This is a genomic window from Pseudidiomarina marina, from assembly GCF_044807045.1.
In the GTDB taxonomy this organism is placed as follows: domain Bacteria; phylum Pseudomonadota; class Gammaproteobacteria; order Enterobacterales; family Alteromonadaceae; genus Pseudidiomarina; species Pseudidiomarina marina.
The window spans coordinates 835,234-851,729 of record NZ_CP085233.1; the positions used below are offsets into that span (position 1 = coordinate 835,234).

General features: G+C 47.6%; 12 protein-coding genes, 2 tRNA genes and 3 rRNA genes. 11 read left to right on the forward strand and 6 right to left on the reverse strand.

Features of this window, described 5'->3' with window-relative positions; all coding sequences use genetic code 11:
* Positions 1–11: 11 nt before the first annotated feature.
* Both epmA and LG272_RS03990 read left to right on the forward strand, forming a co-directional pair.
* Positions 12–980 (forward strand): elongation factor P--(R)-beta-lysine ligase, encoded by a 969-nt coding sequence (gene epmA / locus LG272_RS03985; RefSeq protein ID WP_404409754.1) that lies wholly within the window; start codon positions 12–14, stop codon positions 978–980.
* 66 nt (positions 981–1,046) lie between these two features.
* Positions 1,047–1,424 carry a MerC domain-containing protein gene (locus tag LG272_RS03990; RefSeq protein ID WP_126760208.1) on the forward strand — a complete coding sequence of 126 codons (378 nt, stop codon included), beginning with the start codon at positions 1,047–1,049 and terminating at the stop codon, positions 1,422–1,424.
* Between the two features lie 13 nt (positions 1,425–1,437).
* On the opposite strand, the gene trmA is transcribed toward LG272_RS03990, so the two are convergent.
* On the reverse strand, positions 1,438–2,538 hold the full coding sequence (gene trmA, locus LG272_RS03995; protein ID WP_404409755.1) for a tRNA (uridine(54)-C5)-methyltransferase TrmA: 1,101 nt from the start codon (positions 2,536–2,538) through the stop codon (positions 1,438–1,440).
* Between the two features lie 226 nt (positions 2,539–2,764).
* Between trmA and LG272_RS04000 the strand changes: the two genes are divergently transcribed.
* From LG272_RS04000 to LG272_RS04040, 9 genes are all read left to right on the forward strand, one after another.
* Positions 2,765–4,432, forward strand: a complete 1,668-nt coding sequence (locus LG272_RS04000; protein WP_404409756.1) for a S8 family serine peptidase — start codon at positions 2,765–2,767, stop codon at positions 4,430–4,432.
* 469 nt (positions 4,433–4,901) lie between these two features.
* Positions 4,902–6,445, forward strand: a 16S ribosomal RNA gene (locus LG272_RS04005).
* Between the two features lie 163 nt (positions 6,446–6,608).
* Positions 6,609–6,685, forward strand: a tRNA-Ile gene (locus LG272_RS04010).
* A 172-nt stretch (positions 6,686–6,857) separates the two neighbouring features.
* Positions 6,858–6,933: transfer RNA gene (locus LG272_RS04015), tRNA-Ala, on the forward strand.
* Between the two features lie 350 nt (positions 6,934–7,283).
* A 23S ribosomal RNA gene (locus tag LG272_RS04020) occupies positions 7,284–10,163 on the forward strand.
* Positions 10,164–10,304: 141 nt separating this feature from the next.
* Positions 10,305–10,419: ribosomal RNA gene (gene rrf / locus LG272_RS04025) — 5S ribosomal RNA — on the forward strand.
* The 16S, 23S and 5S rRNA genes sit together here with 2 tRNA genes alongside, the layout of an rRNA operon.
* A gap of 411 nt (positions 10,420–10,830) precedes the next feature.
* Positions 10,831–11,142: a hypothetical protein gene (locus LG272_RS04030; protein ID WP_404409757.1), complete on the forward strand. Its 312-nt coding sequence runs from the start codon at positions 10,831–10,833 to the stop codon at positions 11,140–11,142.
* A 30-nt stretch (positions 11,143–11,172) separates the two neighbouring features.
* Positions 11,173–11,598: a copper chaperone PCu(A)C gene (locus LG272_RS04035; RefSeq protein WP_404409758.1), complete on the forward strand. Its 426-nt coding sequence runs from the start codon at positions 11,173–11,175 to the stop codon at positions 11,596–11,598.
* A 14-nt stretch (positions 11,599–11,612) separates the two neighbouring features.
* On the forward strand, positions 11,613–12,362 hold the full coding sequence (locus tag LG272_RS04040) for a TIGR04219 family outer membrane beta-barrel protein (protein WP_404409759.1): 750 nt from the start codon (positions 11,613–11,615) through the stop codon (positions 12,360–12,362).
* An 18-nt stretch (positions 12,363–12,380) separates the two neighbouring features.
* On the opposite strand, the gene LG272_RS04045 is transcribed toward LG272_RS04040, so the two are convergent.
* The 5 genes from LG272_RS04045 to LG272_RS04065 are packed head-to-tail and all read right to left on the reverse strand — an operon-like array spanning position 12,381 to position 16,387.
* Positions 12,381–12,869, reverse strand: coding sequence for a DUF3299 domain-containing protein (locus LG272_RS04045; protein WP_126760381.1), 489 nt, complete (start codon positions 12,867–12,869; stop codon positions 12,381–12,383).
* On the reverse strand, positions 12,866–14,113 hold the full coding sequence (locus LG272_RS04050) for an ABC transporter permease (RefSeq protein WP_404409760.1): 1,248 nt from the start codon (positions 14,111–14,113) through the stop codon (positions 12,866–12,868). Before LG272_RS04050 ends, LG272_RS04045 begins: the two co-directional genes overlap by 4 nt.
* Complete coding sequence (locus LG272_RS04055) at positions 14,110–14,817, reverse strand: ABC transporter ATP-binding protein (RefSeq protein WP_404409761.1); 708 nt, start codon at positions 14,815–14,817, stop codon at positions 14,110–14,112. The genes LG272_RS04050 and LG272_RS04055 overlap by 4 nt, the downstream gene beginning before the upstream one ends.
* 5 nt (positions 14,818–14,822) lie before the next feature.
* Positions 14,823–15,353, reverse strand: coding sequence for an inorganic diphosphatase (gene ppa, locus LG272_RS04060; protein ID WP_126760378.1), 531 nt, complete (start codon positions 15,351–15,353; stop codon positions 14,823–14,825).
* Between the two features lie 41 nt (positions 15,354–15,394).
* Complete coding sequence (locus LG272_RS04065) at positions 15,395–16,387, reverse strand: class 1 fructose-bisphosphatase (protein WP_126760377.1); 993 nt, start codon at positions 16,385–16,387, stop codon at positions 15,395–15,397.
* Between the last annotated feature and the right edge of the window lie 109 nt (positions 16,388–16,496).

A 16,496-nucleotide genomic window follows, 5' to 3' on the forward strand; every position in this document is an offset into this window, starting at 1 on the left:
GTTACTAAACGATGCAGCTCACTGATAATTGGCAACCGAGCGCTTCGCTTGATATTTTGCGACAGCGAGCTGCATTGTTTCAAACCATTCGTAATTTTTTTCAGCAACGTAATGTACTTGAAGTCGATACACCAATACTGGGTCGATTCGGCGTCACCGACTTACATCTTGAGAATCTCGAGACCACGCTCAGTTTTTTCCCCAACCAGCGTTTCCAGTTACAAACATCACCTGAGTATGCAATGAAACGATTGCTTGCCGCATATGGGCAATCAATTTATCAACTGGGTAAAGTGTTTCGTGACGATGAAGTGGGCCGCTTCCATAATCCAGAGTTCACCATGCTGGAGTGGTATCGAATTAACTTCACGATGCAAGATTTAATCAATGAAGCTGTTACCTTACTCCGCGACGTACTCGGTGCCCGAGAGGTTCATCAAACGACCTACCAGCGGCTATTTCAAAAATATTTGAACTTAGATCCGCTTACTGCTTCCATTGCTGAACTTGAAAACTGCCTTGTAAACGATGAGCGAATTGCGGATCTAGTAAAACGTGAAACAGATAAAGATACGTTACTACAACTTGCTATGTCGTTGGTGATAGAACCGCAGTTGAAGAAGTCGGATATTACGGTGGTAGAGCGTTTTCCAGCGAGCCAAGCGGCGTTAGCGGAACTTGATGACGACGAACGTGTGGCATTGCGCTTCGAAGTGTATGTTGGTGGTATCGAGTTGGCGAATGGCTATCAGGAGTTAACTCACGCTGCACACCAACAGCTTAGGTTTAATCACGATAATCAACTCAGAAAACAATTCGGAAAAAACATGAAACCGACCGATTTTCGACTGTTGGAAGCGCTCGATGCAGGTATGCCGAATTGTTCGGGTGTCGCTCTTGGATTCGATCGTTTGCTGATGCTAGTAACTGGTGTTTCTGATATTCGTCAAGTTTTACCATTCTCGATCACTTGCGCTTAAAACAGGTAATGTTATACTATAACACTCTCAACTGGGGTGTAGGTTGTTACTGAAGCAGGCGAAGAAATGACACAGCGTTCGTTAGATAAAACAGGTATGTGGGTGACCACTTTATGTGCGTTGCATTGCTTATTGCTGCCTGTCATTTTGCCAATGCTGTCACTCATCGGATTGTCATTTATTGGTGAAGAACTGCTTGAGCGGGTTATTTTAGGCACCAGTATTGCGCTTGGTTTAGTTGCGCTGATTAATGGTATTCGCCAGCATGCACGGCTATATCCTTTGGTGCTGTTAATAGCTGGTGGCTTCATCTACTGGCATAAAGATAGTCTCGGTGAAATGGGTGAACCGATTATTATCTTGCTTGGCGCGAGCATGATCATCGCGGCGCACTGGGTGAATCTGCGATTGGTTCGCTCGACCAACTTCCTTACCGCCGCCTAATACTCTCGTATTCTTAAGTCTTCCTTTTTAATATCACACCAGCTTCCATATGGTGGGTATAAGGGAATTGATCAAATAAAGCTGCACGGGAAACGTTATGCGTGCTTTGCAGCGACTCTAGATTTTCGACCAACGTTTCTGGGTTACACGAGATATAAACAATTGAATCGTAGTTTCGCACCAGTTCAACGGTATCTCCATCTAAACCAGCTCGCGGCGGATCAACGAGTACGGTACGACAGTCGAAACTTTCTATTTCTGCTTCGTTCGCGCGTCGAGACTCTCTATCACCTGCCATCACCGCACTAAACTCCTCGGCGGACATACGCACGACAGTGACGTTGTGGATATCGTTAAGCTCACAGTTATAGCGTGCAGAGGCAACCGACGTCTTACTTATTTCTGTTGCGAGAACCCGATTAAAGTTTTGTGCCAATGGGAGGCTGAAATTTCCGTTACCACAATACAACTCTAATAAGTCGCCGTGGCTACCTTTCGTTGCATTGAGCGCCCAACTCACCATGTGCTGGTTCACGGCGGCATTCGGCTGAGTAAAGCTGTTTTCAACCTGTTGGAAACGATATGGCTTCTCATCAATAATTAATGTTTCGACAACCCAGTCTTTCTCTAGGCACAGTTTCTGCTTCTTGGCTCGGCCGACAATCTCGATTTTTCCGAATTTACTTAGGTCGTGTTTTAGTTCGAGAGCTTCACGCTGCCAAGTCTCGTCGAGTTGCCGATGATAAATCAGTGAAACAAGGGCTTCGTTCGTTGTCGTCGTCAGAAACTCGACCTGAAAAAGTTTATTCCGCAGGTTTGGGCGTTCGCGAACATAATCAAGAATAGCCGGCATTAAATCATTGATAAGCTCGTTAGCAACGGGAAATGAATCAACACGAATTTTTTCTCGAGTATCTGGGTTAAACATAATGTAGAACAAATCATCTCCATCATGCCAAACCCGAAATTCTGCACGCATCCGGTAATGAGTTTTTGGTGACTCATAAACATCAATATCTGACACTGCAAAAGGCGCAAGCATCGACTTTAGAAGTTCGACCTTGTTCGAAAGCTGAATTTGGTAATCATCAGAGTTGATTGCTTGATGCGTCATAAAATTTCCTAAATACGTCTCTTTCTAAATGCGAACGAGCGCGAATTGTAACGGCAGATCTCAAAATGTCCACTCAAGTTGAGATCAAGTAACTTTACAAATTCTTCACAGTATGACATTGCGCATACGAACAAAATGCTACATTATGACCCACTGCGGCATGTAAAAAATAATTCGTCGCAAACGAACAACACATTAGAAAGTATAATAAAAAAGGGTCAAATCCATGTCGAACACTACCAAAAATAGTGCGCTAGTTTTAGCGGCGTTGTCGCTTGCTATCAGCACAGCTGTAAACGCCCATGGGCCAGCTCATGCAAATAATGATAAAGAACGCGTTATCGTTGAGTTTAAACCAGGTTCAAAAAATGCCATTGAAGCATTTTTACATTTAGATGACGACGGTTTGCTTGATCCACCGAAGGATGGCGATGATCCAGGTGACAACAAAGATAATAAAATTTTGCACCGTTACGACCGTTTCAATGCGATGGCAATTCAAGTGCCTCACTCTGCAGTTCACAGCTTAATGAACAACCCTAACGTTGTTAGCGTTACTCCAGACGAGAAACGTTTTGTGCAAAGTACCCAGTGGGAACCAGGCAAGCCATACGGCATCGAAATGGTTCAAGCTGATTTAGTATCAGACGCCGCTGCGGGTACACGTACTGTCTGTATTATCGACTCAGGTTATGACATGGGTCACCCAGATCTACAAACATCTGGTGTAACAGGTGTTAATGATGCAGGTACAGGTACTTGGTATACCGATGAAAACGGTCACGGTACTCATGTTGCTGGTACTATTGCTGCATTATCAAATGGTGAAGGTGTTGTTGGCGTCTTGCCAAACGGCAATGTGAACTTACATATTGTTAAAGTATTCTCGGCATCTGGCTGGGCATACTCATCAACATTAATGGCCGCTGCAGAACAATGTGCGGATTACGGCGCAAACGTTATCAACATGAGCTTGGGTGGTTCACGTGCAAACCGCACTGAAGAGCGAGCTTTTGCTCAGTTGAATTCGGCTGGTATTCTAAGTATCGCAGCTGCGGGTAACGACGGTAATACGCGTCATTCGTACCCTGCTTCTTATGACTCGGTTGTTTCTGTTGCGGCGGTTGATGCGAATGAACAGCATGCATCGTTTTCACAACAAACAGACCAAGTTGAACTTGCTGGCCCAGGTGTAAGCGTTCTTTCTTCTGTACCTCGTGGTACCGGTGAGAAAGTCTCACTGTCAGTTGCTGGTGTTGCGTATGAAGCGACGAGCATGGAAGGCACTGCGCGAGTGGAAAATTCTGGTGAATTAGCCAATTGCGGTATTGGTGACTCAACTTGTAATGATGCAGCGGGTAAAGTTTGTTTAATCGAACGCGGTGTGATTTCATTCGCTGAAAAAGTACAAGCTTGTGAAGCTGGTGGTGGCGTTGGTGCTATCGTTTATAACAACGAGCCTGGAATGGTATTAGGTACACTTGGCGATTACAGTGCATCTATCCCAGCTGTGGGTATCAGTGATACTGATGGCGCAACGTTACTCAATCAAGTTGGTGCTAACACAACGGTTGGTGTTACTGATAGCGATTGGGCATTCTTCGATGGTACGTCTATGGCAACCCCTCATGTTGCTGGTGTTGCAGCATTAGTATGGTCACACCATACTACGTGTAGCAATGACGACATTCGTAATGCATTAGCTGCGACTGCCAAAGATTTAGGTGCGGCAGGTCGTGATACGTTATATGGACACGGTCTTGTTCAAGCGAAAGCTGCAGTTGATTACCTAACAGCAAATGGTTGTGGTGGATCAACTGGTGGTGATACCGGCGGCGATGATGGCGGTGACACCGGTGGTGGTAAGCCAGGTAAAGGCGGTCCGAAAAAGTAAGTAAGGCTGCTATTGAATCAAAAAGCTCGCTTCGGCGAGCTTTTTTTATACGCTTCGCTCACAAAATCAGCAGTTGGCAAAAAAACACATAAAAATGTCAAAAAGGCGCTTGACGCGGCCAGTTAAATCTCTAAAATGCGCCCCACGCTTGAGGCAGACAACGAAGTCGCCAAAAGCAGATGTTTTGAGTCAGAAAAAATTTCGCCGAAAAGCTTGACACAAAACATCGAGGCTGTAGAATACGCCGCCTCGCTTGCTGAGACGCAAGCCGCATCTTCAGAGAAGATTGCGAACGCTCTTTAACAATATACCAAGCCAAGCAAACTGTGTGGGCACTTACCGGATTCAGGCAGAGAAAGCATCTTTGGATGCACAAAAGGTCTTTAAATAGACCACCTGACTGATTGGAAAAGTGCTTAACAAATTAGATTTATTAAGTCATTGATTCAATGGGTCGATTAAACACTTTAAACTGAAGAGTTTGATCATGGCTCAGATTGAACGCTGGCGGCAGGCCTAACACATGCAAGTCGAGCGGCAGCGGGGAGTAGCTTGCTACTCTGCCGGCGAGCGGCGGACGGGTGAGTAATGCTTGGGAACTTGCCTTTAGGAGGGGGATAACCACGGGAAACTGTGGCTAATACCGCATAATGTCTACGGACCAAAGCAGGGGATCTTCGGACCTTGCACCTAGAGATAGGCCCAAGTGAGATTAGCTAGTTGGTGGGGTAAAGGCCCACCAAGGCGACGATCTCTAGCTGTTCTGAGAGGATGATCAGCCACACTGGGACTGAGACACGGCCCAGACTCCTACGGGAGGCAGCAGTGGGGAATATTGCACAATGGGGGAAACCCTGATGCAGCCATGCCGCGTGTGTGAAGAAGGCCTTCGGGTTGTAAAGCACTTTCAGTGGTGAGGAAGGATGTAAGATTAATACTCTTGCATATTGACGTTAGCCACAGAAGAAGCACCGGCTAACTCCGTGCCAGCAGCCGCGGTAATACGGAGGGTGCAAGCGTTAATCGGAATTACTGGGCGTAAAGCGTACGTAGGCGGCTTGTTAAGCAAGATGTGAAAGCCCCGGGCTCAACCTGGGAATGGCATTTTGAACTGGCAGGCTCGAGTTCTGAAGAGGGTGGTAGAATTTCCTGTGTAGCGGTGAAATGCGTAGATATAGGAAGGAATACCGGTGGCGAAGGCGGCCACCTGGTCAGAAACTGACGCTGAGGTACGAAAGCGTGGGGAGCAAACAGGATTAGATACCCTGGTAGTCCACGCCGTAAACGATGTCAACTAGTTGTTCGTTTCATAAACGAAGTGAGTAACGCAGCTAACGCACTAAGTTGACCGCCTGGGGAGTACGGCCGCAAGGTTAAAACTCAAATGAATTGACGGGGGCCCGCACAAGCGGTGGAGCATGTGGTTTAATTCGATGCAACGCGAAGAACCTTACCATCCCTTGACATCCAGTGAATTTTCTAGAGATAGATGAGTGCCTTCGGGAACACTGAGACAGGTGCTGCATGGCTGTCGTCAGCTCGTGTTGTGAGATGTTGGGTTAAGTCCCGCAACGAGCGCAACCCTTATCCTTAGTTGCCAGCGCGTAATGGCGGGAACTCTGGGGAGACTGCCGGTGATAAACCGGAGGAAGGTGGGGACGACGTCAAGTCATCATGGCCCTTACGGGATGGGCTACACACGTGCTACAATGGCGCGTACAATGGGAAGCTAACTCGCGAGAGTGTGCGGATCTCAAAAAGCGCGTCGTAGTCCGGATTGGAGTCTGCAACTCGACTCCATGAAGTCGGAATCGCTAGTAATCGTGGATCAGAATGCCACGGTGAATACGTTCCCGGGCCTTGTACACACCGCCCGTCACACCATGGGAGTGGGCTGCACCAGAAGTAGATAGCTTAACCTTCGGGAGGGCGTTTACCACGGTGTGGTTCATGACTGGGGTGAAGTCGTAACAAGGTAGCCGTAGGGGAACCTGCGGCTGGATCACCTCCTTATGAAAAAGCCTTGAAGAAGATAAGTGCTCACACAGATTGCCTGGTTTGGTAGATGTAACGGATAGAAACTGGGTCTGTAGCTCAGCTCGATAGAGTGCACCTGCCCTGCATAAGCGGGTGAGGTCGCACCGACCGAAGCGGAGTTGCAGATTTAGCGGATACTGGGTCTGTAGCTCAGCTGGTTAGAGCGCACCCCTGATAAGGGTGAGGTCGGTAGTTCAAGTCTACTCAGACCCACCAAATTCTCGCGATAGCTGCGTTGTTCGGATACTCGCATACTGATGTATGCTTCGCATCCTCTCGCCTTGCTCTCACGCGAATTTCCCTTATCGGTTTGTTGTGTTTGGTTTGGTTTGTTGTTTTCACGAATAACGAATAACCAATAACGAACAACGACAGGCCTACGGCCTGTGGGGCCATAGCTCAGCTGGGAGAGCGCCTGCCTTGCACGCAGGAGGTCAGCGGTTCGATCCCGCTTGGCTCCACCACTTCAACGTTATGCTGCGTTGGAAAGCCACTCACATACTGATGTATGCTTCGCGGCTTCCCGCCTTGCCTAACTTTGAAGCAAGCTTCTGGCTTGGTGTTGGGTTTTTCGAATAACGAATAACCAATAACGAATAACGGTTTTTATCCAAGGTTAGCGATAAACATTCTTACGAGAATAGTTATCAGTAACCTCATGTTACGACGCTCTTTAACAATATGAACAAGCTGATTGTAATAAAGTAATGAAATGCCACTCTACTTGAAACACCATTTTGGTAGAGGCGTATCGAACTTGTGTACAGCATAGAGAACAGCCCATGCGATTCGAATAAACATTTTCGGGTTGTATGGTTAAGTGACTAAGCGTAGACGGTGGATGCCTAGGCAGTTGGAGGCGATGAAGGACGTACTAACTTGCGATAAGCCATGATGAGGCAGTAAGAGCCGTTATAGTCATGGATTTCCGAATGGGGAAACCCACTGAGCTTGCTCAGTATCCTTAGGTGAATACATAGCCTAAGGAAGCGAACCCGGAGAACTGAAACATCTAAGTACCCGGAGGAAAAGAAATCAACCGAGATTTCCCTAGTAGCGGCGAGCGAACGGGAAGTAGCCCTTAAGCAATCATAGTTTTAGTGGAACAAGCTGGAAAGCTTGACGATACAGGGTGATAGTCCCGTACACGACGAGGCAATGATTGTGAAAACGAGTAGGTCGGGACACGTGTTATCTTGACTGAATATGGGGGGACCATCCTCCAAGGCTAAATACTCCCAACTGACCGATAGTGAACCAGTACCGTGAGGGAAAGGCGAAAAGAACCCCGGCGAGGGGAGTGAAATAGAACCTGAAACCGTCTACGTACAAGCAGTAGGAGCCCTTCGGGGTGACTGCGTACCTTTTGTATAATGGGTCAGCGACTTATATTTTGTAGCAAGGTTAACCGTATAGGGGAGCCGTAGGGAAACCGAGTCTTAACTGGGCGTTTTAGTTGCAAGGTATAGACCCGAAACCGGGCGATCTATCCATGAGCAGGTTGAAGATTGAGTAACATCAATTGGAGGACCGAACCCACATCTGTTGAAAAAGATGGGGATGACTTGTGGATCGGAGTGAAAGGCTAATCAAGCCCGGAGATAGCTGGTTCTCCCCGAAATCTATTTAGGTAGAGCCTCGGACGAATACCACTGGGGGTAGAGCACTGTTTGGGCTAGGGGGTCATCCCGACTTACCAACCCCATGCAAACTCCGAATACCAGTGAGTACTATCCGGGAGACACACGGCGGGTGCTAACGTCCGTCGTGAAGAGGGAAACAACCCAGACCGCCAGCTAAGGTCCCGAAGTCATGGCTAAGTGGGAAACGATGTGGGAAGGCTCAGACAGCTAGGAGGTTGGCTTAGAAGCAGCCATCCTTTAAAGAAAGCGTAATAGCTCACTAGTCGAGTCGGCCTGCGCGGAAGATGTAACGGGGCTAAGCCATGCACCGAAGCTGCGGCAGCACACTTGTGTGCTGGGTAGGGGAGCGTTCTGTAAGCCGTTGAAGGTGTGTTGAGAAGCATGCTGGAGGTATCAGAAGTGCGAATGCTGACATGAGTAACGATAATGCGGGTGAAAAACCCGCACGCCGGAAGACCAAGGTTTCCTATCCCATGCTAATCAGGGTAGGGTAAGTCGGCCCCTAAGGCGAGGCCGAGAGGCGTAGTCGATGGGAATCAGGTTAATATTCCTGAACCGACATGTACTGCGATGGGGGGACGGAGAAGGCTAGGCAAGCCGGGTGTTGGTTATCCCGGTGAAAGTATGTAGGTTGGTTGCTTAGGAAAATCCGGGCGACTAAGACTGAGATACGAGACGAGCATCCACGGATGCGAAGTTGTTGATGCCCTGCTTCCAGGAAAAGCCTCTAAGCTTCAGGTACATGTTGACCGTACCCGAAACCGACACAGGTGGTCAGGTAGAGAATACTAAGGCGCTTGAGAGAACTCGGGTGAAGGAACTAGGCAAAATAGTACCGTAACTTCGGGAGAAGGTACGCCAGAGCTAGTGAACCCCTTGCGGGGGGAGCTGGAGCTGGCCGCAGTGACCAGGTGGCTGGGACTGTTTATTAAAAACACAGCACTCTGCAAAATCGAAAGATGACGTATAGGGTGTGACACCTGCCCGGTGCCGGAAGGTTAATTGATGGGGTTAGCGTAAGCGAAGCTCTTGATCGAAGCCCCGGTAAACGGCGGCCGTAACTATAACGGTCCTAAGGTAGCGAAATTCCTTGTCGGGTAAGTTCCGACCTGCACGAATGGTGTAACCATGGCCACGCTGTCTCCACCCGAGACTCAGTGAAATTGAAATCGCCGTGAAGATGCGGTGTACCCGCGGCTAGACGGAAAGACCCCGTGAACCTTTACTATAGCTTGGCACTGAACATTGAACCTCCATGTGTAGGATAGGTGGGAGGCTATGAAGCGTTGGCGCTAGTTGACGTGGAGCCATCCTTGAAATACCACCCTTGTATGTTTGATGTTCTAACTTAGGTCCCTTATCGGGATCGAGGACAGTGCCTGGTGGGTAGTTTGACTGGGGCGGTCTCCTCCCAAAGAGTAACGGAGGAGCACGAAGGTTGGCTAAGTACGGTCGGACATCGTACGGTTAGTGTAATGGCACAAGCCAGCTTAACTGCGAGACAGACACGTCGAGCAGGTGCGAAAGCAGGTCATAGTGATCCGGTGGTTCTGAATGGAAGGGCCATCGCTCAACGGATAAAAGGTACTCCGGGGATAACAGGCTGATACCGCCCAAGAGTTCATATCGACGGCGGTGTTTGGCACCTCGATGTCGGCTCATCACATCCTGGGGCTGTAGTCGGTCCCAAGGGTATGGCTGTTCGCCATTTAAAGTGGTACGCGAGCTGGGTTTAGAACGTCGTGAGACAGTTCGGTCCCTATCTGCCGTGGGCGTTTGAGAGTTGAGAGGGGTTGCTCCTAGTACGAGAGGACCGGAGTGAACGAACCTCTGGTGTTCGGGTTGTCACGCCAGTGGCACTGCCCGGTAGCTATGTTCGGAATCGATAACCGCTGAAAGCATCTAAGCGGGAAGCGAGCCTCAAGATAAGCTCTCACTGACATGTAATTGTCCTGAAGGGTTGTTGGAGACTACAACGTTGATAGGCGGGGTGTGGAAGCGTAGTAATGCGTTGAGCTAACCCGTACTAATTGCCCGTGAGGCTTAACCATACAACACCGAAGGTGTTTAGGGCTAATGTAGCCCGGCGTTTGACGCCGGGGACGCAAGTTCGAGCTTCTATTAAAATACGTTCCTGTAGGGTGCGCATTCATACGAACAATCAGCGCGTTTATATTGTTTAACAGTTTTTGCCTGGCGGCCATAGCGAAGTGGAACCACCTGATCCATTCCGAACTCAGTAGTGAAACGCTTCAGCGCCGATGGTAGTGTGGGGCTTCCCCATGTGAGAGTAGGACACCGCCAGGCTCCAAATACGACGAGACCCCGAGCTAACGCTCGGGGTTTTTTCGTTTTGGGAAAGCCAAAAGCGTGACTCGTGGTTCGTGCGCTGCGCTGTTCGTGCGTTCGGCTTCGCCTCTCTGTTCGATAACGAACAGTGCGTAGCACGGACGAACAGTGAACGAAGTGAACGCACGAACAACGAATAACGAACAACGCCTTCGCTCTTCTAATATCTAATATCCAACAGCTAATATCGCCTTGGTCTTTTAGTCTATTTCACCAACTTATTGGTAAAAACCTCATTTCCCCGTTATTACTTAATTTAAGAATTCAAATTAATCCAATAAAAACAACAAGATAAAAAATAGGCACGACAATTGCATATAACTTAATGAGAAGAGTACTGTGATGAAATATCAAACTGGAGATTAGTTTATGCAACGCAAGCAAAATATCATGTGGATTGTTATCGCGGTCATAGCTGCATTGTTTTTCGCTGATGAAATACTTGGATTTGTCGGTGCGGTTATTGGCATCGTATTTAGTATTGGTTTTACTGGCTTGCTAGTTCTTGCACTAGCTGCAGGCGCCTTTGCTTTAGCAGTGTTTGTAGGTTGTAGCGTCGGTCTTGCGCTAACGATTGCAGTTATAGCGCTCGCTTTAAGCTTGTTTGGCTGGTTATTACCTTATTTGTTGGTCGGATTTTTAGTCTATTTGGTAGTACGAAAGAAGCCTAATACTGTGTAAACTGCAACAACACATGTTGCGGAGAGAGTTATGCAGATTATAAAAAGGCTACTTCTGATTTCGTTTATTTTACCGATTCACGTAATGGCTGCAGAGGTTGAAATCTCAAATGCTTGGGTGAAAGAGTCGATACCGGGTACAGAGAATGGTGCAGGCTACTTTACTATAAGTAATACAGGCACGTCAGTGATCAGTATTGTTGGTGCTGACACTGATGCGTCACGAGCCATAGAAGTGCATCAGCATGTGATGCGCGATGGCATGATGCGTATGCGTCGCGTACCTGAACTTGCTCTAGAAGCTGGCGAAACAGTCGTTTTTCAGCCGGGCGGCTATCATTTAATGATGTTTGGTGTAAAGAATACGTTTAAGCCGGGTGATCAAGTTGAATTTACGCTTCATTTTAGCGATGGTGATAGTGTAAGCTTCGACGCCGAAGTTAGAACAATCCGTTAATAGGGATCACATCCATGAAAAAAATTGCAGTAGCTATTCTTGCTCCAGTGTTCATATTCTCTAGTGCTGCTCAGGCAGACACGTTACTCGGCATCTACGCCGGTGGCCAAATCTGGGATACTGAAAATACCGGTAACTTTGGCTCAGGCGATGGTAATCAATCGTTTGGCTTCGCCGACGAAAAGCAAAACAGTCTGTATCTCGCGTTCGAGCATCCAATTCCGTTGCTACCGAATATCAAGATTCGAGATAATGAGTTATCAACCCAAGGAATGGTGACGCTCTCCGAAGACTTTACCTATAACGGCGAAGGTTATGCAGCAGGAACAACGCTCGCCAGCTCAATTGATTTAAGCCACACCGATGTGACGCTTTATTACGAGATTTTTGATAACGACTTACTATCGTTTGACCTTGGCGTTACAGGTAAGAAAGTCGATGGTTTATTAGCGGTTCGTGATGCGCAATCTGAAAATTCATTAGAAAGTGATGGTTGGATCCCAACCGGTTACGCGCAGTTGCGTGTTGGCATTCCAGCGACTCCACTTACTGTCTATGGCTTAGCGAACGCAATAAGCATCGATGATAGCAGTGTACGTGACATTGAAGCCGGTATTGAATATCGGGTAATTGAGAATTTAGCGGTCGACGTGAATTTACAGTTGGGCTACCGCGATATCACCATCGAACTTGATGATTTAGACGGGATATACTCAGACCTTCAATTTAAAGGGCCATATTTGGGCTTAGAAGTCCATTTCTAAACCAGAAATACCCTTAATTTAGTAATACGGTGTCACTGTAGCGGCGGTCATACGATAGCCGACTACAGCGACATCACCTTCTACCCGTTTTACCTCGATTGTTCCCTCTACCCAAACGGCATCAAACGTATCTTCGTACTTAACACCCTCGGTGAAATCGACTAGCACGATTTGATTCGGTGGCGGCGGTGGAACGTGAACACACGCGCCGAAATATGGAACCAGTAAAAATTGGGTGACCTTCTCTGCGTCACCTTCTAATTGCACAACATAACCAGGAATTTTAATTTTCTTGCCATCCAAGCTTTCGACCATTGGAGCGTCTAACTCTGGCTGAATGGCTAATTCCGGGTTCGCATCATAAAAGGCTTGGCTACGCACAGGCGGTGGCTTGTACCCTTCAGGCACAAGCTCTTTCCAGTGCGTAGTTTTATATTCTTCGGCATGTAAGGTTGGGGCCAAAAAACAGAGTAGAGTTGTTAGGAATACAGCAGAAATTAGTTTCATAATCGAATCGTGAGTCCATCAGCTAAGGCATTGCGATATGCTCGCCATGCCGGAATAAAACTTAATAGTATGGCAGCAACAAGCACCGCCCCAGCAAAGATCCACTCAACCGCTGTTAACGGTGTTGCACGTAAAAGCATTCCAGTGTTTATCAATAACCAGTCGGCACCGAAACCAAGAATCAAAAATAGAATTGAAATGCCGAGCGCGATGCCGGCAACTGCCAGTAAAAATGCTTCGCTAACTAGTAAGCCAAATATGGTGAACGGGCCGGCTCCAATAGATCGTAGGACCGCCATTTCGCGGCGTCGTTCTCGTAAACTTGCTAATAAGGTCGTTAGCATGCCCAATAAGCCTGTCGCAACGACGAGCGCTGATACTGCAAACAATGCTTTTTCGAATAGATTCAACGTGCGCCATAGCTCGGTTAGCGCAAGCCCAGGCATAATCGCGGTTAACGGCTCACCCTCGTAGGTGTTAATTTGACGTTGTAACCTTAGCGCTAGCGGTTTGTTGGATAACCCTAATAGAACAGCGCTCAGTGTATAAACGGGTTGTTCATGGGCATGATCATGATCATGGTCGTGAGCCTGTTCATCTTCCACGATTTCTCCGTGAACCAAGCCAAGTCCGGCTAGCGGTATATACAGAGCTTGATCAGCCGGTGTCGCTGTCGGTGCCAAAATGCCTCGCACAATGAAGGGATGCGTATCATGATCACTAAAGCTAATACCACCCGAGCCATGTGCAATGGTTAATTCGTCGCCAATATTGAGATTAAGTCGACGTGCAACTTCTGCGCCGAGTACAGCCGCATCGGTGTCATCGTCGTGAAAAATATCGCCTTGACTTAATTGAAGTGCTTTTCGATTGCCATATTGAAAATACTCAAAGAATGCGGACGTTGTCCCGACGACCGGATAACTCGAGAAACTATCACCCAAGGCCATCGGAATATGCCACGCGACGCCCGGAAGCTGTTGCAGGTATTCATAGCTCTGCCAGCTTAAACTGTTATTCATTGCGCCAATATGAAAGACACTACTCAACAGAAGCTGAGTTGACCCAGTGCGGGCGCCGACAATCAGGTCGGTTCCTGAAATGGTGTTAGCAAAGTTTTCTTGGGTTTGTGTACGCACGCGCTCAACACCAAGCAGCAACAGTGTACTAACGGCGATGGCAAGTATGGTTAACCATGCACTCGCTTTGCGATTCGCGAGACTAGCGAGAGCAAGACGAATCATATCGCCTCCTCGTTTGCGGTATTGATTTCAGCAAGCTCAATCGCGCGATCGAAGTGATGTGCCAAGCTGCCATCATGCGTGACAAATAGAAGTGTTGTACCGTGCTTCTTACAAGCGTCGAAAAGTATTTCGATAAAATTGTCGCGATGATCGGCGTCGAGCGCCGAGGTCGGTTCATCAGCAATAATTAATGCAGGATTGCCAAATAATGCTCGTGCTGCCGCGACACGTTGCTGCTGCCCAACACTCAGTTGATGAGCTGGGCGCTCTAACTCGTCTGCATTTAATCCGAGTTGTTGAAGCAATTGCTTCGCAAGATACTTGTGGCTTTCAGAATGTTCGCGAAGCCGCTCACGTCGGACGGGTGAAAATTGCTGAGCAAGTACCACGTTCTGCCATGCAGAAAGATACGGAAGTAAGTTAAACTGCTGGAAAATATAGCCAATTTCATTTGCTCTCAATTTGTCGCGCTGACGCTGCGAGAGCTTGCCAAGATCTTGGCCTAAAACGAAAACTTGGTTGGTCGCTGCTTGATGTATCCCGGCAATCAGACTGAGTAATGTTGATTTACCGGAACCGCTGGCACCGCGCAGTAAAACATGTTCACCGCGTGTGATGATTAACTCTGGAATTTGCAGGAGAGGGCGTGTGGCACCTGGCCACCGAAACTCAAGTTGCTTGAGTTCAATACAGGTGCCACGCATAGGGCTTATTTCTGTTTCGCGCGCTCGAATGAAGTCACAATCTCTTCTTTCGCCGCGTTGATGTCGCCCCAGCCTTCAACTTTAACCCACTTGCCTTTTTCAAGCTCTTTATAACGCTCAAAAAAGTGAGTGATTTGAGCCTTCAGTAAGTCTGGAAGGTCGTTCACATTGGTGATGTGGTCATATTCTTTCGTTAATTTGCTTACTGGAACAGCGATAACTTTCGCATCTTCGCCAGATTCGTCGGTCATTTTTAATACGCCAACTGGGCGGCATTTAATCACTGAGCCCGGTTGTAATGGATACGGTGTAGGCACTAAAACGTCAACAGGGTCGCCGTCTAATGATAACGTCTCATTGATAAATCCATAGTTGCACGGGTAGAACATTGGCGTTGACATAAAACGGTCAACCCATAACGTTCCAGTGTCTTTATCAACTTCATATTTAATCGGATCTGCATTCGCAGGGATTTCGATGATAACGTTTACTTCTTCTGGCAAGTTTTTACCTGCGCTAACGTGACTTAAGCTCATGTTTTTTCCTGTTTCAAAAACGATAAAATTATGGGGCGATATTATACGGTCTTGTCGCTCGAATGCGAACCCTCTAAGTACCGTAAGCACGTTTCAACTTCGTGCTTGGCGCCAAGGATAATGCCGACGCGCTGGTGAATATCAGTTGGCTGAATATCCAAAATTCGTTCTTCACCACTATGGGCAGCGCCGCCTGCTTGCTCAATCAGCCACGCCATTGGGTTGCCCTCGTACATCAATCGCAATTTGTACGGTTTATTTGCAGAGCGCGCATCCCATGGATAGGCGAATAACCCACCGCGGCATAGAATGCGATGTACATCAGCAACCATTGCCGCAACCCAACGCATGTTGAAGTTCTTCGCGCGAGGTCCGCTGGTACCGGCTAGCAAATCGTCGACATAGAGTTGCATGCCTTCTTGCCAGTGACGAAAGTTTGACATATTAATGGCAAACTCAGAGGTTTCCGGTTCTATTTTTAAATCTTTTTTCGTCAATAAGAACTCACCAACGGTTTGATCGAGCGTGAACATACGCAAACCGTTACCGGTAGTAAATGCCATCATGATTGATGGACCGTAGAGAATATAACCTGCGGCAACTTGGTTTCTGCCCGGCTGCAAAAACATATCGACATCGCCACTATTGTCTTCTGGCACTGGCAAAATTGAGAAGATGGTACCAACCATGCTGTTGATATCGATGTTTGAACTGCCATCAAGAGGGTCAAAAGCCACAAGGTATTTGCCATGGTCGCTGCCGAGAACGATGCCTTCTTCTTCTTCAGAGGCAACGGCACGAACATGTTGGCATTCTAATAAGATTTCTTTAATAAGCTGATTCGACAAGATATCTAGCTTTTTTTGCGTTTCGCCTTGAATATTTTCCGAAAGCGTCGAGCCAAGCACACCGGCTAACTCACCCTGACCAACACGAAAAGAAATCTCCTTCGCGCAAATTTGCAAAGAATTAATGACTGATATCAGAGCTTCGTCGACCTGGTCGTTACGTAAGGTCGGGATTAGGCGTTGCATGGAACCCTCGTGAAATTACTTGTTAGTTGCGAACCGAGTATTTAACGCGGCTAAGTTTACCGCAAATTTAAGCAAATTGCCTGCCCAGATTGTCGTCGTTTGAATGTGC